Raw genomic sequence first — 23,247 nt, 5'->3', positions numbered from 1 at the left:
CATCAAAAGGAGTTGCAGTGGAGAGTCCTGAAAAGGCGCGACTGGAAGCCTTCTTCCGACAGATCACAACACGGTTCCCCGCTGGCGAGCACGTGACCACGCTGATCATCACGCACCTGCTCTCCGAGCGGCCGGCGTTCCTCCGCGCGATGGCCGCGACGTCCACGGTCGGTGCTGTACTACCCAAGCCCAGGTCCGTCGACCAGCCGACGCTGGAGAAGGTCCGACGTGCCTTCACCGTCCATGACCTGAGCCGAGAACTGTTTGCCGACTCGACCTGGGCGTTGGAGTACCTGGAGGACACAGCAGGCGGCCGGAACGTCATCCTGATAGACATCGGCGGCTACTTCGCGCCGTGCCTCGACACCCTGGTAGAGAAGTTCTCCGGCCGCGTCCTCGGCGTCGTCGAGGACACCGAGAACGGACACCAGCGGTACGCGGCACTGGACCGCCTGCCCTGTCCCGTCGTCTCGGTGGCCCGCTCCCCGCTGAAGGACTGCGAGGACCACCTAGTGGGCCGATCCATCGTCTTCTCGACCGACGCCCTCGTACGCGCCCGCGGCGACATTCTGACCAGCCGAAACGCCTGCGTCATCGGGTTCGGCAAGGTCGGCCGGGCCATCGCTCAGACGCTGCGCGCCCAAGACCTGCGCGTCACCGTCCACGACACCGATCCGGTCAAGAGAGTGCAGGCGCATTCCCATGGCTTCCGTACGAGCGCGTCGACGGCCGAGGCGCTCCGGGAGGCGGAACTCGTCCTGTGCGCCACCGGCAACCTCGCCCTCCGCCAGGGCGATTTCTCCACCCTGCGCAACGGGGCGTACCTGGCCTCGGTGACGTCCTCAGAGGACGAACTTGAACTCGGCAGCCTCCATGGCCTCTACAAGCGCACCCCGGTCAGCGAGCATCTGACGCGTTACGAGATCACTGGCCACTACTTCTACGTCCTCGCTGACGGCGGCGCCGTCAACTTCGTGCACGGCGCCGCCGTCGGCTCATACATCCATCTCGTTCAGGCCGAGATACTCGCCGCCACCGCGGCCCTCAGCCACGGCCGCTTCCAGTCCGGTCTCCACGAAATGCCCGCACCCGACCGCCAGGCCATCGCCAGGACCTGGTTCGACTACTTCGACGGGTGATCCCATGCCGCCTTCCCCCGACCACATCAGCGCCACCGTTGAGGCGTACCTCACCCGCCACCCGTCCGAGCGGGACGCCCTGGCTGCGCTCTTCGTCGTCCTTACCGGCGAGGACGATCCGACCAGCCGCAAGACCTTTCCCACGCACGTCACCTGCAGCGCCATCGTTATTAACAGCAACGACCGGGTGCTCCACATTCAGCACAACGCCACGGGCAAGGCCCTCGCGCCCGGCGGCCACAACGAGCCAGGCGACAAAGACCTTCCCGGTGCCGCCCTTCGTGAACTGGGCGAGGAGGCCGGCATTCCTCGCGACGCCGTCGTCCCCCTCCCCGGCTTCGAGACCGTGCCGCTGGACATCGACGTACACGACATCGCCGCCAACCCCGCGAAGGGCGAGCCGGCACACCAGCACGTGGACTTCCGCTGGGCCTTCCTCCTTCGGGCCGAACACACCGTGAGCCTCCAAACCGAAGAGGTCAGCGGCTACGAGTGGCGGTCCTTCGAGGACTCCGCCTCGCCGACCGTCCGCGCCAAGCTGGCCCTCCTCCCCCGCCCCACTCATTCCTGACACTCACCGACGGGAGTACGCCGTGACAGCCAGCACCGCCGCACCGCCGAGCACCGCGCGCCGCCACCACATAGCGGTCATCCCTTGCCGCTGGGGAGCCTCCCGGTTTCCGGGAAAGCCCCTTGCGCAGCTTGGAGACAAGCCGCTGCTGTGGCATGTCCACCAGCGCTGCCTGGAGGCAAAGTGCCTCGACGGGGTGGTGGTCGCCACCGATGATGAGCGCATCGAGAAGGTGTGTCACCGCCTGGGCATCGAGTGCATGCGGACCGGAGCCCACCACACCGGCACGGACCGCGTCGCGGAGTGCGCAGAACGCCTGCTCGCAGACGGGTACATCAACGTCCAGGGCGACGAGCCGTTCATCTCCCCCATCGCGATCGACGCTGTCTCCCAAGCCATCGAGCACCTGGCACCCGAAACCCTGGCAGTGAACGCGTACACGGAGCTGGACGACGCCGGTGCAGTCCTGGACCACAACGTCGTCAAGGTCGTCGTCGACGCCGAGCACAACGCCCTCATGTTCTCCCGGCAGCCGATCCCCTACCCGCGTGGTGACCGACCGAGGTACCTGCGTCAGCTCGGTCTCTACGGCTTCACCCGATCGGGCCTCAACACGTTCCGGCATCTCCCTCAAGGGCCGCTGGAACGTACCGAAGGCGTGGAGATGCTGCGCTTCATCGAACATGGCCACGGCGTACGGATGCTCGGCGTCGCGGACGAAGGGTTGGCAATCGACACTCCCGAGGACCTTGCCAGGGCCAGCACTTTGTTGCGGATTCACACCGAACCTGCGAGCGCCCGCTTCTCCTGATGCCCGCGGTCGACCACCGCTCACTGGATCCGGCGCTCTGATCTCACGGTTCGACCAGACCGTGCGCCGGCCCCGCGCGCCGCAGTGGCAGCGGCAGCGGCAGCGGCAGCGGCAGCGGCAGCGGCAGCGGCAGCGGCAGCGGCAGCGGCATGCTCGGCGTTTTGGCCACCGCCGCTCCGGCCGGCGGCCCAGGCGCCGCAAGGGTCGATGCACCCCGCACCCTCCGGCACGCGCGCAATCCCGGGGTTGCCGACCCGACCGAAACACATGTGTTCGAAATGTCGGCCGGCTCGTTGAACCACGGAAGCAGCCACACGACCGTCGAGGGGGACCACGTGACGTCGGCCAGGACACCAGCACCCGCCACTCCCCGGGCGATGACACGGGGTGCGGAGGCAGCGTACCCGGACACCCGCCGCAGGGATCCGGCTCGGATCACGGTCCCCTGGGCGTGCGGGCTGCCCACGCCCGCCCTCCGGGCGCCGGGCCGCACCCGGCGGGGAGGCACGCTGTGAAGAGGTTCTTCGGGCGGGTACGGATGGCCGAGCCGGAGGTCTCCGACGCCGAGCAGGAGCTCTTCGGCGGCCCCCTGCGCTACGACCTGGGCTGGGCGGAACACGAGCACGCCCCGCTCGATCTGACCATGACGTCGGCTCTGCGCTCCATGCCGAGGCTGGTCGGGGCGACCTTGCGCATGGCGTGGCAGGCGGACCGCCGCGCCCTGCGCACGGTCGCCGTCAGCGAGGTCGGGCAGGGGCTCGCCGCGGCCGTCGGGCTGCTCGCGGTGAACGCCGTGATGCACGCGCTGCTCGGCGCGGGCACCCCCGGGCAGCGGCTGCACGCGGTCCTGCCCGGCCTGTTCGCCGCCGCCGGAGCGGCCGTGGTCAACTCGGGCCTGGCCGGCTGGTCCACCTCCCGGGCGGGCCGGCTGGAGCCGCTGGTGGAGCGGATCGCCACGACCCGGTACCTGGCCGCCGCCGCGTCCGTGGAGCTGGAGGCCATCGAGGACCCGGAGTTCCGGCGGCTGATCGACGTCGCCCAGTACGGCGCCGGTTCCGCCCGCCGCATGATCAGCGCCTGCGTGGCCGCTCTGAACGGGACCATCTCGCTGGTCTCCACGGCCGGTGTGCTCACCATCCTGCACCCTGTGCTGCTGCCGATGCTGCTCCTGATCGCGGCGCCACGCGGCTGGGGCGCGATGCGGGTGGCGCAGGAACGGTACGTGTCGGTGATGAGCTGGGTCGAGCACGTGCGGGCCAGCCGTCTCATCGGCAACCTGCTCACGGAGCGTTCCGCCGCGCAGGAGGTCCGCATCCACGCCGTCGGACCGTTCCTGCTCAGCCGTTACGAACGCATGGCGGAGAGCGCCGAGGCCGAGCAGGAGCGCCTGGCCACCGGCAAGGCCGTCACCGAGTGGGTGGCCGCCGCGCTGTCCGGCCTCGCCATGGCGGCGACGTACGGGGCCATGTTCCTCCTGATCATGAGCGGTCACATGAGTCTGGCCGTGGCCGGGACCGCCGTCATCGCCGTCCGGTCGGGCTCGGCGAGCCTGGGCGCGCTGGTGATGAACGTGAACCGGTTGCACGAGGAGTCCCTCTACGTCCGCGACCACGCCCGGTTCCTGGACGAGGCGGCACGGCGCACCATCCCCAGCGGAGGCGACTCCGTCCCGGCACGGGTGAGGCAGGTCGTCTTGGAGAAAGTGAGCTACCGCTACCCGGACCGGGAAGCCCCCGCCCTGGACGAGGTCTCCCTCACGCTGCCCATGGGCTCGGTCACCGCCGTGGTCGGCGAGAACGGCTCAGGCAAGAGCACTCTGATGAAGGTGTTGTCGGGCCTGTTGCTGCCGCAGACCGGGACGGTGTTGTGGGGTGAGGCCGACATCGCCTCCCTGGACCGCTCCGAGGTCTTCGACCGCGTCTCACTGCTCACCCAGGACTTCCAACGCTGGCCCGTGACAGCGGCGTTGAACATCCGGATCGGGCGGCCCGCCCGAACGGCCGACCCCGAGCACCTGCAGCCTTCCGTGGACTACGCGGGTGCCGGACCTGTCATCGCAAAACTTCCCGACGGGTTGCGCACCCTGCTGGCCCGGATGTTCCGCGGCGCGAGCGAACTGTCGGGCGGCGAGTGGCAGAAGATCGGCCTCGCCCGGACCCACTGGCGCAGCGCCACCTCGGATGCCGACGGCGTGCTCATCGTGGACGAGCCCACCTCCGCCCTCGACCCGGAAGCGGAGATCGCCGCCTTCGACCGCATCCGCCGGCTCGCCGCCCCGAACCGGGCCGTCGTCCTGGTCACCCACCGCATGTCCGGCGTCCGCCATGCCGACCGCATCTACGTCCTGCACCACGGACGGCTCGTCGAGCACGGCAGCCACGACGAACTCATGGCCACCCAAGGCCGCTACGCCTCGATGTTCGACGCGCAAGCCGCCCAGTACGCCCCCGCGGGCTCCATCCCCCGTCCCGGCTCCCCCACCGTCGCGGATCCCGCATGACCCGCTCGAAAGGCCCCAGGGTGACGAGGCCCCCCACTACCACGCAGGAACACGACCCCAGTGCACTGCGGCACCGGCTCGTCGATCAGCTCCTCGCGGCCGGCCACGTCCGCACCGCCACTGTCGAGGCCGCCCTGCGCAGGGTTCCCCGCCATGCTTTCGCACCGGACGTGCCCGTGCAGACGGCGTACGCCAACGACATCATCCCCACACGCCACACGCCCGACGGCCGCATCAGCAGCTCCGTCAGCGCACCGTGGCTCCAGGCCGTCATGCTCGAATCAGCCCGCCTCCGATCTGGCCACCATGTCCTGGAGGTCGGCTCAGGCGGTTACAACGCCGCCTTGATCGCCGAACTGGTCGGCCGGACCGGCCAGGTCACCACCGTCGACATCGACCCTGACGTCACCGACCGCGCCACCCGCTTCCTCTCCGCCACCGGATACGACCGTGTCCGTGTCCTCACCGCGGACGCCGAACATCTACCCCCCGAGGCCATCCCCGAGGGCGGCTTCGACGCGGTGATCGTCACGGTCGACACCTGGGATCTGCCGTGGATCACCATGGTTGCGGAGGGCGGACGCCTCGTCGCCCCGCTACGCCTCCACCAGTACGTGTGGTCCATCGCTTTCACCAAACGCGACGGTGCGCTCGTCAGTGAGGAGCCACTCACAGTGTGCGGCTTCGTCCCCATTCAGGGCACCGGCGCATGGGACCCGAACCTGCGCGCCGTTCCAGGACGCGGCATCCGCCTTGCCTTCGAGGACGGAATCCCACTGCCTGTCGACCAGCTCGGCCCGGCCTTCGACAAGGCGCCCTTCACAGTCCGAACGCACGTCACCGTCGGGGGTGAGGAACCCTTCGACCCCCTCACCCTGTATCTGGCCGGCGCGCTGCCCGGCTTCTGCCGCCTGTCCGTCGACACTGATGGCCACACTGGCCTCATGAGCCCCCCACCCCCGCACTGGCCCGGCGCGGCCATCGTGCGTGGGACGTCACTGGCCCGTCTGGCACACGAGCGGATCGGAGACGGTGAAAACGGCAAAGGCGTATACGAGTTCGTCATCCACGGCTACGGGCCAGTCGGTCACTTGGTGGCCACAGAAATGGCCGAGCACGTCCAGCGCTGGCAGCGCAACCACCGCGCCGCGCCCTGCCCGCACATCACGGTCCAGCCCAAGGACGCCACTGGACCGACCAGCGCTTACACCGACGGCCTGCACGTGTTCCATAAGAAGCACACGCGAATCAAGATCGACTGGCCCGTCGTTCCCGGCAAAGCAGCGGCTTCCCTGGTGCTGCACCGTCCCTCAGCCAATGCCCAGGACCAGGATTCTGGCAGTCCCGCCCACCCGCACAGCAGCCGCGTGGCGACCAGCCCAGCCACCGCTGACTACTGGGAGCCGCTCTGGGCCGGTGGACGCCGGTATCGGGAGGTCACCAGCAACGAAGCCACGCTGCTGGCCGACCATGTCGGACCGGGCCGCGGACGCCCGGCTCTCGACGTCGGCACCGGCGAGGGCTCCCTCGCCCGCCACCTCCACCGGCTCGGTTACCGCACCACCGGCATCGACTTCGCGCCCAGCGCCATCGCCGCAGCCCGGACCACTCAGCAGGGCGACGGGCCGGCCTGGCACGTGATGGACTTCGTCTCCGATGACCTCAGCGCCCTGCCGGATGCCACGTATGCGGTCGTCACCTGCCGCCTGGTCTATCGGTGGATGGACGACAAGGCGGCCTTCCTCGACCGCGTCCGGCAGGTCCTGGCACCTGGCGGGACCTTCTGGATCGTCACCGAACTCGCCGGCCGTCGCAAGGAGAACGATCCGTACAGGCACCTCGGGATCACACCCGCCGAGGCCGAGACCCTTACCGCGGGCTGGTCCGTCGTGCGCACCGCCGATCTCGACGTGCTGCGCTGCTATGCACTCCACCCCTGAACTCAGCACGGAAGGCGACGTGTTGGACGTCGAATATCAGACCCGTCTCGCCTGGGACGCCTACGGAAAGCACCACCTGGCGCGAGCTACGCCCCTGCCGGAAGTGGACCAGATCAGCTGGGGCCCTGCTGCGAGCGGGCCGGGGGACGCCATACTCGGGGACATCGAGGGCCTGCGGGTCCTGGACATCGGCTGCGGCCCTGGTCGGCACGCCGCCCACCTGGTCCGCACCTACGGAGCGCAGGTGGACGGCGTCGATGCTTCCCTCAGCCAGATCGAGAGAGCGCGTGCCCGCTACCCCGATGTACCGGGCCTGCGGCTGGTCCACGCCGACGCTGTCGAGTACCTGGGCACGACAGCCCCGTACGACGTGATCTACTCCCTCAGCACGTTCCACTTCGTCGACCCGCACCGGCTTTTGCCCGCCCTGTCGACCGCCGTCAAACCGGGCGGGCGGCTGTACTTCACGGTGCTGCACACCAACTCCGCCGGCGATGGCCCCACCTCGACCGTCACCCCACGCCCGGAGATCCTGCGCCCGGTCGGCGGCGACGATCTCACCGTGCACATGTGGGTGCTCACACCCGAGTTGTGGGAAGACCTGCTCGTGCACCATGGGTTCCGCGTGCTGGGCATCACTGTCCTCGACGCGCCGGAGAAGGACAACCACGCCTCCTACCGACTGTTCCAGGTCCACCGGCCGGCCCGGATCACCGCCCGTCCCCGCACCGCGAAGCCACCCGTCGCCCATGCGGCCGTCGGCGTCGGGGCAGTGCTGCTCGGGCCGCAGGGCCTGCTCCTGGGGCGGCACCGGCTGGGCACACGGGAGCTGCCCGGCGGGACTGTGGAGCCGGGCGAGTCACTGCAAGAGGCAGTCGTGCGGGAACTCGCCGAGGAGACCGGTCTGTGCGCCGACCCAGCCGACGTCCGTCTTCTCGGCATGTTCCTCGACCAGGTTGGCGACGTCGTCCGCATCACCTTCGGTGCGCTCGTCACCCACTGGCAGGGCGAACCGGCCGACCAGCCTGGCGAGAGTGTCGGAGACTGGCGCTGGTGGCCGCTGGATGCCCTGCCGCCGGAACTGTTCGAGTGCAGCGCCCAGATCCTCACAGCCTGGCGCCCGGATCTCCCGATCGACCACGCTCCAGCCCGCTTCTCACCCATCACCGACCCGCACACGACCGCCTCCGCGTGATCCCAGCCTTTCTGACTGGGCGGGACCGCACGGTGAACCGCCTACCGCCTCTACCATCGCTGAATCAACAGGACCGATCCCGTGACCACTCCACGCCGTGCCACGCCCGCCGATGCCGAAGGCATCACTCGCCTGCGATCCGAGCTGATCCTCTCTCAACCGCTCCCCCCGGACTGGCTGGCCCTTTGCCGAGACCAACTGGCCGAACGCCTCCAGGCTCATGGCGATGCCCGGGCCTACGTCGTCGACGCACCCGAGGGAGGACTCGTCACCTGCGCCCTGGCCCTCGTCAGTCCCGTACTGCCCGCACCCCGGTACCCGCAGGGACTGGCCGCACGCATCCAAGCCGTGGCCACCCAGCCCGGGTACCGACGCCGTGGTTACGCCAAGGCTGCCCTCACCGCGCTCCTCAACGACCTGGAGCAGGAAGACATCACCCTTTTCGAAGTGCACGCCAGTGACGAATCGAGGTCTCTGTACGAGGGGCTCGGATTCGTCAGCGATCCGGCACTCATGCGCAGAACCGCACTACCTCCGCAATCCCGCGGTCAGCACAGGTGCGGCTCTCCGACCGACGACTGGGACACGATCCAGCGGCTGGCCGACACGTTCAGCCGCTTCGATGCCGAGAAGGGACTCGCACCAGAGGAGCAATGGACCCTGCAAGTGCTCAAGCTCGCCGAAGAGGTAGGCGAGGCTGCGCAGGCCGTCATCGGCGCCCGGGGCACCAATCCGCGAAAGGGGCACAGCCACACCTGGGCAGACGTCCAGGACGAGGTGGCCGACGCTGTCATCACTGGCATGGTCACCCTGGCGCGACTGCGTCCCGACGCACGTGAGTACTTCACTGCCGTCCTGGCCCGAAAAGCCGTGAAGTTCCTTCCGGCACAGGATTCTGGCGACGAGTTGCTTCGCTGACGCAGCCCTGCCACCGTGCTGCCCGCTTCTTGGCATGCTCAACTGCCTCTCCCGGCAGTGACACATGCGGTCAAAGACGCACCGGCCCCGGCTGGACATCGTCAGCCGGGGCCGGCGTTCATGCAGAGATAGCGCAGTGGTTCAGGACTCGGTGCAGCGAGAGAGGAAGTCCAACTCGGCTTGAGAGATCCGCCGCGGCCTGCCGGTCTCCAGGTTGTACGCGGCCATCAAGGTCGTGGCTTCGGCATACAGCTGGTCCGCGTCACGAATTTCGTAGGCGAGTTCCAGCCTTGCCCCCCGGCAGCTGACGACCCTGACGTGCACATCCACGGGCTCCTCGCGGTAGGACAGGGGGGCTCGGTAGTCCACGACGGAGCGGCTGACCACGAATGCGTGCTGGCGGCGGCCGGCCTCGTCGGTGGGCAGCATCTCCTGGAACATCCGGGTCCTCGCCTCCTCCATGTACCGGGGGAAGAGAGCGTTATTGACGTGCCCGTACGCGTCCGCGTCGGCCCAGCGCAACGGGAGGGCATAGGTGTACTTCTTCACGAGAGGGGTCTTCCTGTGCGTGGGGGGTTACAACTGGCATGGGAGCCACTGATGCAGCCTGCGGGTGGCTCTGAGCAGGGCCATCCATCTCGGTCCTCAGCCTGCCATGCGGCTCTTCGGCGACTCGGCATTGCCTTTCTGAACCTGCTGCAGGACATCACGGAGCACACGCTGCTCGGTGTCGCGCTCGGCGAGGAGTTGCCCGATGCGGACGGTTGCCGCCGAAGGATCGGCCGGCAGGGCAGCACGCACCAGCTGACGCATTTCAAGTAGGCACGCGCCTTCGATCGTGTGCCTGGGCACGCGAGCGATAACGGTGGACGGGGAGACGTGGGTAACGGACCAGCAGCCAGTTGTCTCTTCTGTGGCCCACACCACGGTCCGCTTGTCCGGCGAAAGCGTCAGATGGACATCGGGACCGACGTTTCTGCTGATGGCCGGCAGGGGGACGCCGTTCTCACCGGCTAGCGCTGCCGCTTCTTCTGCCGTGGCGACGACCATGCGAGAGGCGAGGGTTGCCGCTTCCCTTCGCCAGCGGGTGGCGGCGTCCTCGGCCGCGCGGTTCTGCGCGTGCCGCTGGGCCGTCGCCACGTCCTCTTCGTTCGCGGTCATGGTTGCCCAGGCGTCGCGGACGCCGCCGAGGGCGTCGCGCTCCTCGTCACCATGGCCCTCCACCCAGGTGATCACAACGAAGCGGCAGTCGGGCATCGATGCGGGATAGAGGACGTGGCTGACGACCTCGATCGTCTCCCAGTCCAGCGTCGGCACGTTCATCCGGAAGACGTGGCCATCGCGTGTCTCCCCCATATCGTGCTCGGTCTCCCAGACGTGCCTCACGTCGGGGTCCTTCTTGACGTCCTCGATCAGCCGGCGCAGCTCGGCGTCGTTCGGCCTGGTGGCCTGGGCGAACTTGAGGATCTTCACGTACGCCGAGGCGTGCTTGTCCCAGTCCTGGTACTGGGCGCGCGCCTCCGGAGTCGTCAGAGCCCACCGAATGAGATTCGCGCCCGGCTCCATAACCCACGGCCACCACTCCGCCATGGCGGTGTTGAAGGCCAAGATGTTCCAGTGCTGGTCACACAGGTACGCGGGGCTGGGCATCTGCCGGTCGATGAGCAGACGCAAAGCCTGTTGCAGCTCCGGCTGGCCGGACCCGCTCGGCGGAACGAGCATCGAGCCGACGTTGTAGAGCAGCAGTGCGTGACGCTCGTCGCGGTCCAACCGAAGTAGTTCGGAAAGCGCCTCGCACTGCGTGCGGGACAGACGGGGTGGTGTCGCACCACGTTCGATCTTGCGATACGTGCGCTCGCTCATGCCCAGAGCCCTGGCCGTCCGGTACTGGGTTACCCCTGCCGCCTTGCGCCACCTGCGCAGGAGGGCACCAAAGCCCATGTAGTGGCCGGCCAACTGCTGTCCGCTGCCGTCGCGCTCCGAAATCTGCTCGCCCGCAGCGTCATTCCCGCTGGGCTTTTGTTCCTGCGTGACCACGAAAATCCTGCCTTTGACTATCAGGAGACGTGACGTTCTGGGCGCACATAAGGGCACAGCGGCAGCGAATGCGCTGGACCCACCCTTCGCCTCCCGGAAGAACCATACGCAATCCTTAAACAATCTTGAACCGGGTGGGTCACCCACGAAAGAGGGCCACATGGTTCAACGTCGAACAAACGAGGCGCGACATGGTGGCACGTTCACACCCTAAACGGACATGGATCAAGATCCACTTCCAGAGTCGGCCGGTAAATCGGCAAAACGTTGCCGCTTTTCGCTGAGCGCAGCGTTGGACGGTCTAGACCACGCTTCTGAGCGGGCACCCCATTGGCGCTGCTACTGGCATTTCCCTTACCTCATGCGTGAGTTACGGCGCCGTAAGTACGCACCAACGACTGCACCACCCCAGCGACCTACCCCCACAAACTGGACAAATGATTGCCGTTGACGCGCTCGGGCGGGCTTGACTTAAATCGCTCTGGCCAGCAGTTCCGCCCATCAATGTGGCATGAGACACAAGGGGGTCGCACGCAGTGAGGATCACGTCCGAGACGCTCAGGCCCTTCGGTCTGTGCCCACCACTCAGTCGGCTGCCTGTCGGCGTCGAGGACGATCCGGAACATTCGTCGAGCTGGCCCACTGAAACAACCCGCAGCCGGATAGCGGTAATCGCAGCGCGACGCTTATTGGTTCGCCATTCGGTGCGCTAAGGACGACGACAGGCGTCGGAATTGACGCAATATTTGCGATGCAGATTTTAGCGTCTCGAATTACGCCTTCGTGTCTATGAGTGTTGCGGGTAATCGCGGCAGTCGCCCCCGCAGCGGCTCCGCAGTACATGGGGTGATCGCCACCAGTCGACCGGACGTTCGACCTCGTCACTGTCTGCAACTAGTACAGAGTTTTAGAGCCAACTCTGGATCTTGACACGGGTCCGTGCGTATGTTCGTCGTCCCCCGGGCAGCTCGCCTGGGGCCCAGCGAGCGTGAGGAGGAGGGCAGGAACCCAACGGCTCGCGCAGGTCCATATACAGCGACGGCGCCCAGGAGCGGCTACTCCTGGACGCCGAACGCGTAGCGGCACGTACCGCCCCGATCCGGCCCGGCTAGGCCCGAGAGGGCGGAGATTGCCCACCATCACCACGCTGATCCCTTTCCGACGGGCGCTTCAGCGTGGCAACACTGCAAAGGGGATTCTTCCATGCCTCCCGCCATACGCAAAAGGCCCCGTCATCCGGCCTGCGTGGCATCCACCCTCGCCCTGGCGTCACTCCGCGTCGGCACACTGCGCGCCATCCCGGTCTCGGCGAACAGCTGGCCGGGTGTCGTGACCGGGGGTGTCCGATGAGCGTCAACGCACGCGAGTGGGTGTGGGAGCACAGCTCCAGCCGGGGCACCGCGCGGCTGGTCATGCTGTCGATCGCCGACCGGGTCGCCGACGACAAGTGCGTCGCCTGGGCCTCGCTGACGAGTCTGGTGGAGCGAACGAACGCCAGCCGGACGGCGGTGCGGGACGCGCTGGTCGCACTCGACAAGAGCGGCGAGCTGCAGGTGCTGGGACACCTGGAGGGCCCGCAACGCACCACGGTGTACCGGCTGCCCCGGGCTGCCGCATGGCTAGCGAAGGTCGCCGACGCTCGACGCGAGGACCCGGAGGCGTACGTCGACCCACCGACCGACTCAGACCCGGTGCCGGAGCTGGACGAGGAGGCCGAGAAGAGCCTGCGGCGGTACGGGATCTGGCCCAAGAAGGGTACGGAATCCGACACCTCCCGCCGGAATCCGGCCGGTACGGAATCCGGCCCCTCGCGTCGGAATCCGACCCCCCGACGTGCCGGAATCCGACCCCAGCACGGTACGGAATCCGACACACAGAACCGTAGAGAACCTAAGTTGAACCGGAAAGGCAGCAGTAGTGGTGCTGCCGTCACCTCGGCTGCCGACTGGCAGGTCGACCCCGCCAGCCACACCTGGGCCCGCCAGCAAGGCCACCTCGACCGCCTCGGCGAGGAGGGCCTGCGAGCAGCCGACGCTAAGTGGCGCGTCCACCGCGCCGGGCACACCCCCCGACCGCCCGATGCCTGGGCTGCCGACTGGCGCTCCTGGATCGCCCGAGAGCACGCTCCGGCCCGCCCGAACCTCTACGCCATACCCGGCAGCGGCCACGCCCCGACGGGCGGCATGACCCGCGCCGAGGCCCACACCGCCGCCCTCCTCGCCGCCCTCAACGAGCCGACGCCGACCGGAACGGAGTAGCCCATGGACCGCCGCGAAACCGCCGCCCTGCTGGCCTACATCGGCCGACTCGACCCCCGCACCATCCGCACCGACCAGGGCGAGGCCCGCGACCAGCTCGCCCAGTGGCATGAGCTGCTGGACGAGGTCCCGCTGGCCACACCGCACGGCTGGGACGCCTGCGTCATCGCCCGCCGCCACATCCGCGTCTCGCCGTACCAGATCCTGCCCGCGGACATCGCCCGCCCGTGGGAGAGCTACAAGCGCGACCGCCTGCACCGGCACACCGACCCCACCCCGTCGGCCGACCCGGACGACCAGGCGGCCTGGACCGCCGAGCTGGTCGGCACCCGCCGTGCGGTCGCCACCGGCTCCGCCCAGCCGGTGATGTACCGGAAGCTCGCCGCAAGCCGGGTCAGCCCGAGGCTGGAAGCCCGGTTGAAGGAGGTCGGCTCCTGCATCCCGCCAGAGGCCAGGGCTGCCCTCGCGCCCTTCCGTCGCGCCCGCGCCGCCCGCGAAGCGGCCGTCGCCCAGGGCCGGCCCGACGCGCTCTCGGTGCGCTGCGATTGGTGCGAGGCACCGGTCGGCGAGCCGTGCCGCCGCCGGCGCGTTGACCCCGACGGCTTCGCACGCGGCAGCGCCCCGCGGGCCACGCCGCATCACTGCCGCCAGGACCTCGCCGCCGCCCAACAGGCGGCGATGGCCTGACCCGCCCGCACGACGGTGCACCGTCTGGTGCACCTGCGCAACACCACCGTCCCGCCCCTGCTGCCGCGCCCCTGGCACGCGCCGCAGCAGGCGCCCGACACCGCGTCCGCCCACCGCCGACCTGCCGTCGGCCGACGCGGCAGCACACCGGAGACCACCTTGCGCCACATCACCACCCACAGCACGCCGGCCACCGGCCTGCGCGGCATCGGCGACACCAGCTGGCAGCCCCACGGCACCTGCCACGGCATGGACCCCGAGGACGCCGACGCCACCTTCTTCCCCCTGCCCCGGGACCACGAGGCCATCGCCGATGCCAAGGAACTCTGTGCCTTGTGCCCCGTGCGCCGCGACTGCCTCAACTACGCCTTGGAGAACGACCTCAAGGAGGGCGTCTGGGGCGGGCTGACCGCTGAAGAACGCGAACCCTGGCACAAGGGATTGCCCCGCCGCCTCGACTACAGCCGCGTGGTCGCCTTCTTCAACGGCCGCGACGTCCACCTCACCGAAGCCGAACGGAAGGTCGTCATCGACCACGCCTACGTCCGCGGATGGCGCCCTGACCGGCTCGCCACCGCCCTGCAGATCAGCACCAAGCACGCCAGGGACCTGCTGCGGCAGGCTGCCAACAAGGTCTTCGACCGCGACCGCACTCTCGGCGTGCCCCGGCGGAAGAACGCGAAGAAGAAGGCCGTGCCCGCCAAGAGCAGTCGATCTGCAACTGCCCGGCCCGCCGCACAGCAGCCCGTCACCCGCCCGGTGGCGCCCGCCTCGGCGCACGCCCCTCTCGGAAAGGCCGCATGACCCACCCTGTCCTGTCTCTTGGTGCCGGCCCCGACCTCTCGCACCTCCTCGCCCTCGGCGTCCCCGCCGCCACGCTGACCCTGGCCCTGGTCGGCTGGGCGTTCCGGCGGCGGGCACAGCACCCGCAGAAACGACTCGGCAATGCCGCGGTCGTGGTCGCCGCCCTGGCCGCGCTCGGCTGCACCGCCTACAGCGCCGACACCAGCTGGCGCTTCGCCGCCGACTATCTCAACATCGCCGGCACCGCCGAACGCGCCAGCATGTTCGCCGCCGCGGAACTGGGACTGTTCGCCACCGCGCTGATGGCCAGGCAGAACCTGAGCACACAAGGCGCCCCGGGGCTGCCGGGCACCTTGGTGTGGCTCATCACCGGGGTCCAGGTGATCCCCGCCTACGCCGAGAGCGGTCCCGTAGGAGGCACTGTCCGCGCCTTCGTCGGACCGGTCATGGCGGCGATGCTCTGGCACCTGGCCATGGGCATCGAGCTGCGCCTGCGCACCCCTGGCGCCGCCTCCCACGGCCTGATAGCCACTCTGGGGCGAGAAGCACGCGAGCGACTGTTGTCCCGACTTGGCATCGCCGCCCGTGACCGCGACGCCGCGCAGATCACCCGGGACCGCGCCACCGCTCGCGCCGTGGCCCTCGCCACCCGGCTCGCTGAACTCACAACCGAACAGCGGCTGAGCCGACGGGGCCAGCGCCTGACCCGGCGGCTGTCGAAAGCGATCGGCCGGGCCTCGGTCGGGACCGACCCGACCCAGCGCGCCGAGCTGCTCGCTCAGCTTGCCGCCCGCAGACACGCACTCGCGCTCGCCACCGTCCCGCTGCCCTCCCCGTGGTCCCCACCTCCCTCCGGCGAGATGGAGACCACGGTCCCCGCCGCGAGCGTCGAGAGCAGCTCGGTCCCCAACGACAGTTCCCGCACCTTCGCCGCTCGGAACCGGTACCGGGGACTGCAACCTCACCGGGGACCGGAGACCGGGAACGCCGAGAAGCCCGACGGAACCGGGGACCGTGAGACGGGGACCGCGAAGGGGAACGAGGGCCGAGGCTCGAGTCCCAGCGACCACGAGCCGGGGACCGAGACAGTGAACCCGGAGTCCGGTGAGGAACACGAGAGCCGCTCGGGGACCGGCCTCCCGGTCGATGAAGCGCCTGCACAACGCCCTGAACGGCACCGGGGACCGGGGACCGCCGAGTCGGGGACCGACACCACCGGGGACCGGGGACCGACCGACACGGGGACCGACACCACCGGGGACCGGGGACCGACCGACACGGGGACCGACACCACCGGGGACCGGGGACCGACCGACACGGGGACCGACACCACCGGGGACCGGGGACCGGGGACCGCCGAGTCGGGGACCGACACCACCGGGGACCGGGGACCGACCGACACGGGGACCGACACCACCGGGGACCGGGGACACAAGGTTCCCGCGCGCCGGACCCCGGCCTCCAAGACGAAGGGCAAGCGCAGTGGCCGCTCGCGTGGCCCGCAGCCGCAGCGTCCGCCGCGCGAGCCGGAGCAGGACGTCGACCAACTGGTCGAGCTGATTCGCCCCCACGTACCCGCGCTGCTGGAACGGGACGGCAACGAGGCCGTGACCCGGGTCCAGCTCAGGGAGATCATCCGCCGCGAGAAGCTCCCCGGCGGCCGGAATGACCGACTCAGTCTGGTCCTGGCGGCCCTGCGCAGCCCGGACAGCATCACGACGACAAGGAGCACTACCCGATGAGGACTTGCCCGCAGTTCGCTGCCCTCCGTGAGGAGTACGAGCGGGAGATCGGCTATCTGAGCGCCCACTCCGAGCGGCATGCCGGCAGGCCATCGGCGAAGGCCAGCGCGACGTACGCCGCTTCCACGAAGGCGCGGATGGCCCGGGCGCTCAGCGGCCACGTCGGGCGCTGCCCCGAGTGCGGGTGACCCGCAAACCCACAGGTCACTCCCCCTGTCCCCCTGCGGTGGCCCGGTGCGCGCCGGGCCACCGCCCTGCCCCGAGAGGCATCCGTGTTTCACCGCCCTACTCCCTCGTCCCGGCACATGGCCACCGCGGCGGCTGCCTGGGCCACCGTCCTGGTCCGCCGGCACCTCATCCACGCCATGGTGCCCCTCCCGACCGGCCAGTGGCTCGTCCAGCACAAGCCGAACGGGCCTGTCCAGCTCCTAGAAGGACCGGCCGCCATCCTCAATCTGACCGCCAGCATCCAGCGACAGCTCCGCACGGCGAGGCCCGACAGCCGATGACGAACCCGAACGAGAATGGCACCACCCCGGAAGCTGCTCAGGACCTCAACTCGGTCTCGGGGCGAGCAAGTTATCGCAAGAGCATTGCTCCCGTCGGGAGCAATGCTCTTGCCTGGCCCGCCCCTGGATCGGCGGGAGGAGAACGGCACCAGGGGGCGCCGATCCACCGGGATGCGACCGAGGGCGGACCGCATCCAGAAGGGGAACAGCAGCACGCCTGTCACACAGCGCACTGCGAACACGCCACGCCACCGAAGCCGCACGTGCGCCAGCGTGAGCGCCTGCGCCACGAGCACAAGCGCATGCGTCAGCCCAGCTGCCGTATGAACGACGACGAATACCAACTCCTCGTACGCGCCGCGTCCGCCTGCCGCATGAGCGTCGCCGCCTTCCTCGCCCACGCCGCTCTCAAAGCCGCCCGTGACCTCGACCGCACCGCTGCCGAGATCGCCACCGAGCGCGAAGTGTTGACCGAGCTGTTCGCGGTGCGCCGACACCTTGGCCAGATCGGCAACAACCTCAACCAGGTGGCCAAGGCCACCAACGCCGGCGCTGACGTCCCGCACACCCGAGCCGTCCTCGACGCCGTCCACCGCGCCGCCAAGCGAGTGGAAGCCTTCACCCAGCACTACCTGGAGCACGAGAACCACGCCGCATGATCCCCAGAGTCCACAAGCGCGGGAAGCTCACCATCGGGCTCCTGTACTACCTGTACGGGCCTGGCACGCACGAGGAACACGTCGACCCGCACCTCGTGGCAGCCTGGGACAGCCTGGCCCCAGATCCCGGCCGCGACCCGCAGGCGACGCACACGGAGTTGCAGAAGCTCCTCGACCAGCCGGTCGAAGCCCTCGCCCCCAGCCGTCGCCCGGCCAAACACGTATGGCACCTGTCCGTGCGCGCTGCGCCAGAGGACCCAGTGTTGTCCGACGAGCAGTGGGGCGAGATTGCCCGGCGCATGGTCGCGGCCACCGGCATCGCGCCCGACGGCGACGACGCCGGCTGCCGCTGGGCGGCCGTTCGCCACGCCGACGACCACATCCACATCATCGCCACCCTCGTCCGCGAGGACGGCCGTCGGCCCCGCCTGAACAACGACGCGGGACGCGCGCAGGCAGAAGCCCGTCTGATCGAGGCCGAGTACGGCCTCAAGCGGCTCAACACTGGGGACGGCACTGCCGCCCAGCGGCCCACCAGCGCCGAGCGACACAAGGCCGAACGGCAGCAGCGGGAACGCACCCCTCGCGAGGAGCTGCGCGAGACCGTGCGCCGTGCCGTGGCCGGAGCCACCGGCGAGAAGGAGTTCTTCGACCGTCTCGCTGCCGCCGGCCTGCTCATCCGGCGGCGGATCGCCCCCTCCGGCGACCTGCTCGGCTACACCGTCGCGCTCCCCGACGACCGCAACAAGGACGGCGAACCCATCTTCTACTCGGGGTCCAGACTTGCTCCGGACCTGTCGCTGCCCCGCATCCGCGAACGCTGGTCCGCCGACCGCGGCGACCATGTCGCCGCGTCATCCAGCTGGCCGTCGCCCATGGCTCCGGGCGCCCCCTCCGCCGCGCGCCGAGGCACTGCCTCGGCGGCGTGGCAGGCGCTGATCGTCATCGAGCAGGGCGATGACGCGGTAGCCGCCGCGCACATCGCCTCGGCCGGTGAGGTCCTCGACGCGCTCGCGAAGACCTCCGCCGCGCACACCCGGTCGGAGTTGCGGGAGGCTGCCGTCGCCTTCGAGCGGGCCTCCCGTTCGCATGTGCGGGCCGAGCGCGGCCACGACCGGGCGCTGCGGCAGGCCGCCCGCGACCTCATCCAGGGCGGTCCCGCGCTCGGCCGCGGGGAGGACGGGGCGACCACCGCGATGGCGATCGACATGCTGTTCTTCCTCGTCACCGCCGTCATCCACTGGCACGCGAAGCAGGGCCACGCCCAGCAGGCCGCCGCCGCCCGCCAGGCCGCCGAGCACCTGCGGGCCGCCTACCAGGCCGCCGCCGCCCAGCCGCTGGGCGTCCTCTACCAACGCGGTCGGCGCCTGGGCCGCCCGCTCCTCCAGCGGCAGACGTTCGTGCTGCGCGAGGCCGTGCCCGAGCTGGCCGAGCAGATCCTGGCCGAGCCCGGCTGGTACGCGCTCGCAGCCACCCTCGCCGACGCCGAAGCCGCCGGCCACAACACCACCATGCTCCTCGCCGATGCGGCGGGACGCAGAGAACTCGGCACCGCGGAATCCGTCAGCGACGTGCTGGTGTGGCGTCTGCGCCGCAGCGCCGACCTGCCGGCCGACACCAGCAGCGCCGTGACCGCCGACCGCCGGACGGTGCGCCCGGCCGACCGCACGGGACGCCAGGCACAGGGCCGGACCGGAGCCCGGCAAGGCCGGTCGTGACTGTGGACTTTGCGAGTTGAACAGGTCAGACGCCGTCGGGGACGATCACGAGGCGAGCAGGGCGAGAGACAGGAGGACGCCAGGGTGTTTGACCGGATACGCCGCCGCAAGCCGGACCCGTTCGACATCGAGATGCAGCGCCGTCACCAGGAGGCGTTCGAGATGTGGCAGCGCATGCCCCTGCCCACGGCTCCGGTGCCCCAGCCCGATGTGCAGCCGTCCGAGCCGGTGGCCGAGGTGGACGACTTCCTGCCGCCGGACCTGCGGGTGCCGAGCCACGACCAGGTCGCCGGCCGGATGATGCCCTGGCTGCCGCCCCTCGTCCTGGACGGCGACATCGTCGCCTGCGCCGAGTGCGGCACGTACCGGGACTGGATCATCATCTCCGCCCAGGACCAGATCTGGCTGCGCTGCCGCACCGGTCACCAGCAGCAGGAGACCCGCCTGGACACGGCCTGGTACAACCGGCACTCCGCGCCAGTCGATGCCACGCACGCTACGTTCGAGGACTGCCTGCGCCACCTCGGCCACTGACCCCCTCCCTCTACAACCCCACCGCGCCCACGAGCCGGCACTGCCCAACCGTCTCCGAGAACCAAGGGGTCACGTCGTGCGCGTTCGCGTCGCCACCACCGCCGTCGGCATCACCGCCGTCGCCCTCCTCGCCCTGCCCGCCTGTTCCTCTCGCACCGACACGGCACGTCCTGCTCCTTCATCTTCCACTCGCCCTGGCAGCCCAGCCGCCATGGAGCAGAACAGCACCCCGCTGTCGTCGGCCACGCTCACGGCCCGTCTGCTCAACAAGGGTGACCTGGCCAGCGGCTACACCCGCAAGCCCATGCGCCCCGCTCAGCACGACGACGTCGCCGTCCTCGGCTGCCCCGCGCTCAGCGACCTCGGCGGTGACGCGGCCACCAGAGGATCGCTCGACTTCCCTCGCCAGGCGAAGATTTCCTTCACCTACGCTGGCCGCGGTGGCTCCGAGGTCTCCGAGGAGTTGTACAGCGACACACCCGACAAGCTCTCCGACGGCATGGCGAGGATCTTCGAGGCCATGACCGGATGCCCGGAGTACCAGGTCCTCGTCGGCGGCTCCGCCGTCGACATAGCCACCCAGAAGACAGCGCCGCCCCACCTGGGTGACGAGCAGTGGAGCCAGATGCTGACCTTCTCCGCCGACGGACACGACAGTGTGGTGAAGCAGACAGCCGTCCGCGACGGGAACGTCCTGGTGGTCGTCTCCGGTTCACCCGCCCTCGTGGACCGGCACCTGGATAAGGCGGTCGCGAAGGCCGCACGCCGCTGACATCTCCCGTCGGCGATGCCCCGGCTGTTGCTGACATCCGGGGCATTTCCGCCCCAAGCAGCAGGATGCTTACTCGCCCTGCTCTCAATTGCCTAATTGGATTTGCGGCTGTGACGTTACGGGCCAGGGATGGAGATTAACGCGTCCCGTGATCTCTCCCCGCTCCCCGGGGTAGTAGCACCCTGGACCAGCCGGGAACCCCATAACGGCAAGAAGCGCGGAACGCTGCCACGCCTGAAGGGACCGCGCTACAGTGCAGGGGTCGGCGACGCTTAAGACTTGCCTGTCGGCTCGTTGAATGACGGTGCGGACATGCATAGTTTGCAGGTCGCTGACACGAGGGCGGGGCCGCACCCGATCGGATGCGACCCCGCAGGACTCGTCACTTGGGCGAGTCCGTGACCGTTGCAGCGGTCACCTCTTTGTGTGTCTGGGCGGCCGGCTACAGGTTGAATCGGTCCTTGACCACTAACCAGAACGCCTCTGTCAGGAGGCGGCTGGCGAGTGCGGCCAGGACCGACCGTAAGATCTGTGGTCGGTCTTCCCTTTCATCTTTGCGATGCCTTCCGCCGCCCACGCTCGGCCTCCATTTCATCCAGGAACGCGACTTGCGTGCCGCATTCACACGGGGCGGTGGAACGGAGTGTCCGTTGCGGTCGTTGGTCGACTTCGCAGGACAGACGATAGAGCAGCGCAGCGGATTGCACGGGCGTTATCCGCAAAGGGGCGCGCATGAGGCGGGTAGGCCCCTGAGAGGACCGGTAAATGGGTGGGTAGCGGGCGTGATCTCACTCGCTAGACCGTACTGAGCGGACGTTCAACGCACCCATATGCCTGAAGCCCGGCCATCCGGTGAGAATGGCTGGGCTTCGTGGTGTCGGAGGGCGGCAGGGGTCATCCCGTGTGGCGCGACAGCAGCTCTCCCCTCTCGTGAGGATGATCTGAGCGCTGCGGTCAGATGACCGGAGCGCGCAGAAGCCGGTCCCGGGTGCTTTCGGGGAGCACCCGGCGCTGGACTGGTGCGGTGGAGCTGATGGAGCGGGCGAAGGCGGCGACCAGGTCGTGCGGGACGCTTGCACTGAACGACGCGGCCCACAGGCACCGTGCGCCGAGCACCGGTTCGGCCCATGCCTGCCACCCGTCCAGGCTCGTCTCGGTGTCGTCGGTCAGGGTGCGCGGGTCGGCATCCTGGATGAGGGCCGGCACCGTGCCGTAGCTGATGTGGGAGGTGAAGGTCGCGTCCATTGCTCCCGCACGGGGCTGGTCGATGTCGAGGAGCCAGCCGTGAGTGGTGACGGCGTCGAGGACCAGCTCGGTCCCGCCGAACTCCTCGGCCGGGCGCTCCCGTGCGTCGAGTGCGACGAGGAAGTCGACGACGGCCTCTCCGGGGACGTCGGGGGTGAAGTATGCGGACCACTGCGCGAGTGGACTGGCCGTGTCCGCACGAGCACACACGTGCCAGGCGACTGGCAGGTCCCCCAGCAGGAACGGCTCGTCCGCGAGGATCCACTGGGCCCATCGGAGGGTGTCGGGGCTGAGGTGCAGGACGGTGCTGCGTACGACCTGCCGGTCTTCCGGTGCCTCGTCCGGCTCCTGTCGGCCGCGGACCATCGTCAGGCTCGTCCAGCCAAGGCCGGTGAGGGTTTCGGCGACGGTGTCGTAGAGACGTCCGTCGTCGCCGGCCAGGTGGCGGGGGCCGACCCAGTACGCGGCCTGGGTTCGATCGGGTGCGGCGGGGTCGAGGGGGAAGTCGGGATTCAGGGGCACCTCCAGGATGATGAGGATCTACTGGCCGCCGTGAGCGGTGCGGCGGGGGCGACGCGGCGGCTGGACGGGAGACTGCCAGGCCAGCGTCACGGCTACCTCGGGCGGCAGGGCACCGAGCTGGCTGTGCTCATCGCTGCCTTCGGCAAGATGGACGACCGTCTGCCCGGCTGCGTCGACGGACTGGACGACCTGGGCGAGGCGGTGCTCCATCGGGAAGAACGGGTTGATCGCCTGCCGGACCGGGGCGTCACGGTCGCAGGCGGACAGCAGGTCGATGAGATCTCCAACGGTCATTTCCGTAGACGGCATGGACAGCCTCCTTGCATGGAGATACGGATACGGCGGCCAGCCGATAAGCAGAGCCCCGGCGTTCGGGCGCGCTGCACGCATCGGGGGCCGCCCCCGGGCACGGCGGCGACGAGCGTGTCGGCCGGCGTCTCCACTTCGGCGAAACTCCGGGAGAAGCGGCTGGCGGCCGACCGTCAGGCACCATCACCTTCCTGACCTGGTGCCTTCGGGGAAGGTCGTCTACGTTGACATGCCACTGGAAGTGTTGGCCAGTCTTTCGCGGATCTTTCCTGTCTGCCCCAGGCGAACTGCTGTCGATAAGCCTCATATGTAGGGTCCGCGATTCCGTGGGCACCAACGCCGTTGCGTTAACGCTGTGATCTGCGGGGCAAGGGGGT

The 23,247-nt window shown here is 69.3% G+C and carries 22 protein-coding genes; 17 read left to right on the top strand and 5 right to left on the bottom strand.

Annotated elements, in window-relative coordinates; all coding sequences use genetic code 11:
• Window positions 1-17: 17 nt before the first annotated feature.
• The 3 genes from AQI95_RS39705 to AQI95_RS39695 are packed head-to-tail and all read left to right on the top strand — an operon-like array spanning window position 18 to window position 2,521.
• Window positions 18-1,139 carry an adenosylhomocysteinase gene (locus AQI95_RS39705; RefSeq protein WP_067135633.1) on the top strand — a complete coding sequence of 374 codons (1,122 nt, stop codon included), beginning with the start codon at window positions 18-20 and terminating at the stop codon, window positions 1,137-1,139.
• A 4-nt stretch (window positions 1,140-1,143) separates the two neighbouring features.
• Window positions 1,144-1,710 carry an NUDIX hydrolase gene (locus AQI95_RS39700; RefSeq protein WP_067135631.1) on the top strand — a complete coding sequence of 189 codons (567 nt, stop codon included), beginning with the start codon at window positions 1,144-1,146 and terminating at the stop codon, window positions 1,708-1,710.
• A 22-nt stretch (window positions 1,711-1,732) separates the two neighbouring features.
• Entirely contained in the window at window positions 1,733-2,521 is a 789-nt protein-coding gene (locus tag AQI95_RS39695; protein WP_079071841.1) for a 3-deoxy-manno-octulosonate cytidylyltransferase, read from the top strand.
• Between the two features lie 43 nt (window positions 2,522-2,564).
• On the opposite strand, the gene AQI95_RS49970 is transcribed toward AQI95_RS39695, so the two are convergent.
• Window positions 2,565-2,690 (bottom strand): hypothetical protein, encoded by a 126-nt coding sequence (locus tag AQI95_RS49970; protein WP_279617047.1) that lies wholly within the window; start codon window positions 2,688-2,690, stop codon window positions 2,565-2,567.
• Between the two features lie 342 nt (window positions 2,691-3,032).
• Here AQI95_RS49970 and AQI95_RS39690 point away from each other — a divergent pair, with 342 nt between their 5' ends.
• From AQI95_RS39690 to AQI95_RS50235, 4 genes are all read left to right on the top strand, one after another.
• Window positions 3,033-5,021 (top strand): ABC transporter ATP-binding protein, encoded by a 1,989-nt coding sequence (locus AQI95_RS39690; protein WP_079071840.1) that lies wholly within the window; start codon window positions 3,033-3,035, stop codon window positions 5,019-5,021.
• Between the two features lie 20 nt (window positions 5,022-5,041).
• On the top strand, window positions 5,042-6,961 hold the full coding sequence (gene fxlM / locus AQI95_RS39685; RefSeq protein ID WP_067135630.1) for a methyltransferase, FxLD system: 1,920 nt from the start codon (window positions 5,042-5,044) through the stop codon (window positions 6,959-6,961).
• Between the two features lie 19 nt (window positions 6,962-6,980).
• On the top strand, window positions 6,981-8,156 hold the full coding sequence (locus AQI95_RS39680; protein ID WP_067135697.1) for a bifunctional class I SAM-dependent methyltransferase/NUDIX hydrolase: 1,176 nt from the start codon (window positions 6,981-6,983) through the stop codon (window positions 8,154-8,156).
• Between the two features lie 81 nt (window positions 8,157-8,237).
• Window positions 8,238-9,074, top strand: a complete 837-nt coding sequence (locus AQI95_RS50235; protein ID WP_341849502.1) for a GNAT family N-acetyltransferase — start codon at window positions 8,238-8,240, stop codon at window positions 9,072-9,074.
• A 141-nt stretch (window positions 9,075-9,215) separates the two neighbouring features.
• Here the strand turns inward: AQI95_RS50235 and AQI95_RS39670 are convergent, their stop codons facing one another.
• Window positions 9,216-9,623, bottom strand: a complete 408-nt coding sequence (locus AQI95_RS39670) for an acyl-CoA thioesterase (RefSeq protein ID WP_067135629.1) — start codon at window positions 9,621-9,623, stop codon at window positions 9,216-9,218.
• 96 nt (window positions 9,624-9,719) lie between these two features.
• Window positions 9,720-11,111: a helix-turn-helix transcriptional regulator gene (locus AQI95_RS39665; protein WP_244189019.1), complete on the bottom strand. Its 1,392-nt coding sequence runs from the start codon at window positions 11,109-11,111 to the stop codon at window positions 9,720-9,722.
• 1,346 nt (window positions 11,112-12,457) lie between these two features.
• Between AQI95_RS39665 and AQI95_RS39660 the strand changes: the two genes are divergently transcribed.
• From AQI95_RS39660 to AQI95_RS39615, 10 genes are all read left to right on the top strand, one after another.
• Window positions 12,458-13,369: a DNA-binding protein gene (locus AQI95_RS39660; protein ID WP_067135628.1), complete on the top strand. Its 912-nt coding sequence runs from the start codon at window positions 12,458-12,460 to the stop codon at window positions 13,367-13,369.
• Window positions 13,370-13,372: 3 nt separating this feature from the next.
• Entirely contained in the window at window positions 13,373-14,056 is a 684-nt protein-coding gene (locus tag AQI95_RS39655) for a zinc finger domain-containing protein (protein ID WP_067135627.1), read from the top strand.
• 159 nt (window positions 14,057-14,215) lie between these two features.
• Complete coding sequence (locus tag AQI95_RS39650) at window positions 14,216-14,860, top strand: WhiB family transcriptional regulator (RefSeq protein ID WP_067135691.1); 645 nt, start codon at window positions 14,216-14,218, stop codon at window positions 14,858-14,860.
• On the top strand, window positions 14,857-16,602 hold the full coding sequence (locus AQI95_RS39645) for a hypothetical protein (protein WP_067135625.1): 1,746 nt from the start codon (window positions 14,857-14,859) through the stop codon (window positions 16,600-16,602). Before AQI95_RS39650 ends, AQI95_RS39645 begins: the two co-directional genes overlap by 4 nt.
• Entirely contained in the window at window positions 16,599-16,790 is a 192-nt protein-coding gene (locus AQI95_RS39640; RefSeq protein WP_067135624.1) for a hypothetical protein, read from the top strand. The genes AQI95_RS39645 and AQI95_RS39640 overlap by 4 nt, the downstream gene beginning before the upstream one ends.
• Before the next feature lie 117 nt (window positions 16,791-16,907).
• The gene (locus AQI95_RS46870) at window positions 16,908-17,111 is read left to right on the top strand and encodes a hypothetical protein (RefSeq protein ID WP_067135623.1); all 204 of its coding nucleotides are present in this window, start codon (window positions 16,908-16,910) and stop codon (window positions 17,109-17,111) included.
• Window positions 17,112-17,413: 302 nt separating this feature from the next.
• Entirely contained in the window at window positions 17,414-17,770 is a 357-nt protein-coding gene (locus AQI95_RS49480) for a plasmid mobilization protein (RefSeq protein ID WP_244189018.1), read from the top strand.
• Window positions 17,767-19,488 (top strand): relaxase/mobilization nuclease domain-containing protein, encoded by a 1,722-nt coding sequence (locus tag AQI95_RS39625; protein ID WP_067135620.1) that lies wholly within the window; start codon window positions 17,767-17,769, stop codon window positions 19,486-19,488. The genes AQI95_RS49480 and AQI95_RS39625 overlap by 4 nt, the downstream gene beginning before the upstream one ends.
• Window positions 19,489-19,662: 174 nt before the next feature.
• A complete protein-coding gene (locus tag AQI95_RS39620) occupies window positions 19,663-20,022 on the top strand; it encodes a hypothetical protein (RefSeq protein WP_107121889.1) in 360 nt (119 codons plus the stop codon).
• Between the two features lie 76 nt (window positions 20,023-20,098).
• Complete coding sequence (locus AQI95_RS39615) at window positions 20,099-20,794, top strand: hypothetical protein (protein WP_067135618.1); 696 nt, start codon at window positions 20,099-20,101, stop codon at window positions 20,792-20,794.
• 954 nt (window positions 20,795-21,748) lie between these two features.
• Here the strand turns inward: AQI95_RS39615 and AQI95_RS39610 are convergent.
• Entirely contained in the window at window positions 21,749-22,567 is an 819-nt protein-coding gene (locus AQI95_RS39610) for an SPDY domain-containing protein (protein WP_067135617.1), read from the bottom strand.
• A 12-nt stretch (window positions 22,568-22,579) separates the two neighbouring features.
• Window positions 22,580-22,870 carry a hypothetical protein gene (locus AQI95_RS39605; protein ID WP_067135616.1) on the bottom strand — a complete coding sequence of 97 codons (291 nt, stop codon included), beginning with the start codon at window positions 22,868-22,870 and terminating at the stop codon, window positions 22,580-22,582.
• Between the last annotated feature and the right edge of the window lie 377 nt (window positions 22,871-23,247).

The organism is Streptomyces yokosukanensis (genome assembly GCF_001514035.1).
GTDB classification, from domain to species: Bacteria; Actinomycetota; Actinomycetes; order Streptomycetales; family Streptomycetaceae; genus Streptomyces; species Streptomyces yokosukanensis.
This window is presented reverse-complemented; position numbering and strand designations above follow the sequence as displayed.

Coding starts and splice junctions, on each gene's coding strand:
- AQI95_RS39640 (WP_067135624.1), top strand. CDS start 16,599: ATGAGGACTTGCCCGCAGTTCGCTGCCCTCCGTGAGGAGTACGAGCGG.
- AQI95_RS39605 (WP_067135616.1), bottom strand. CDS start 22,870: ATGCCGTCTACGGAAATGACCGTTGGAGATCTCATCGACCTGCTGTCC.
- AQI95_RS39660 (WP_067135628.1), top strand. CDS start 12,458: ATGAGCGTCAACGCACGCGAGTGGGTGTGGGAGCACAGCTCCAGCCGG.
- AQI95_RS39620 (WP_107121889.1), top strand. CDS start 19,663: ATGCCCCTGCCCACGGCTCCGGTGCCCCAGCCCGATGTGCAGCCGTCC.
- AQI95_RS49480 (WP_244189018.1), top strand. CDS start 17,414: ATGCGTCAGCCCAGCTGCCGTATGAACGACGACGAATACCAACTCCTC.
- AQI95_RS46870 (WP_067135623.1), top strand. CDS start 16,908: ATGGCCACCGCGGCGGCTGCCTGGGCCACCGTCCTGGTCCGCCGGCAC.
- AQI95_RS39655 (WP_067135627.1), top strand. CDS start 13,373: ATGGACCGCCGCGAAACCGCCGCCCTGCTGGCCTACATCGGCCGACTC.
- AQI95_RS39645 (WP_067135625.1), top strand. CDS start 14,857: ATGACCCACCCTGTCCTGTCTCTTGGTGCCGGCCCCGACCTCTCGCAC.
- AQI95_RS39625 (WP_067135620.1), top strand. CDS start 17,767: ATGATCCCCAGAGTCCACAAGCGCGGGAAGCTCACCATCGGGCTCCTG.
- AQI95_RS39700 (WP_067135631.1), top strand. CDS start 1,144: ATGCCGCCTTCCCCCGACCACATCAGCGCCACCGTTGAGGCGTACCTC.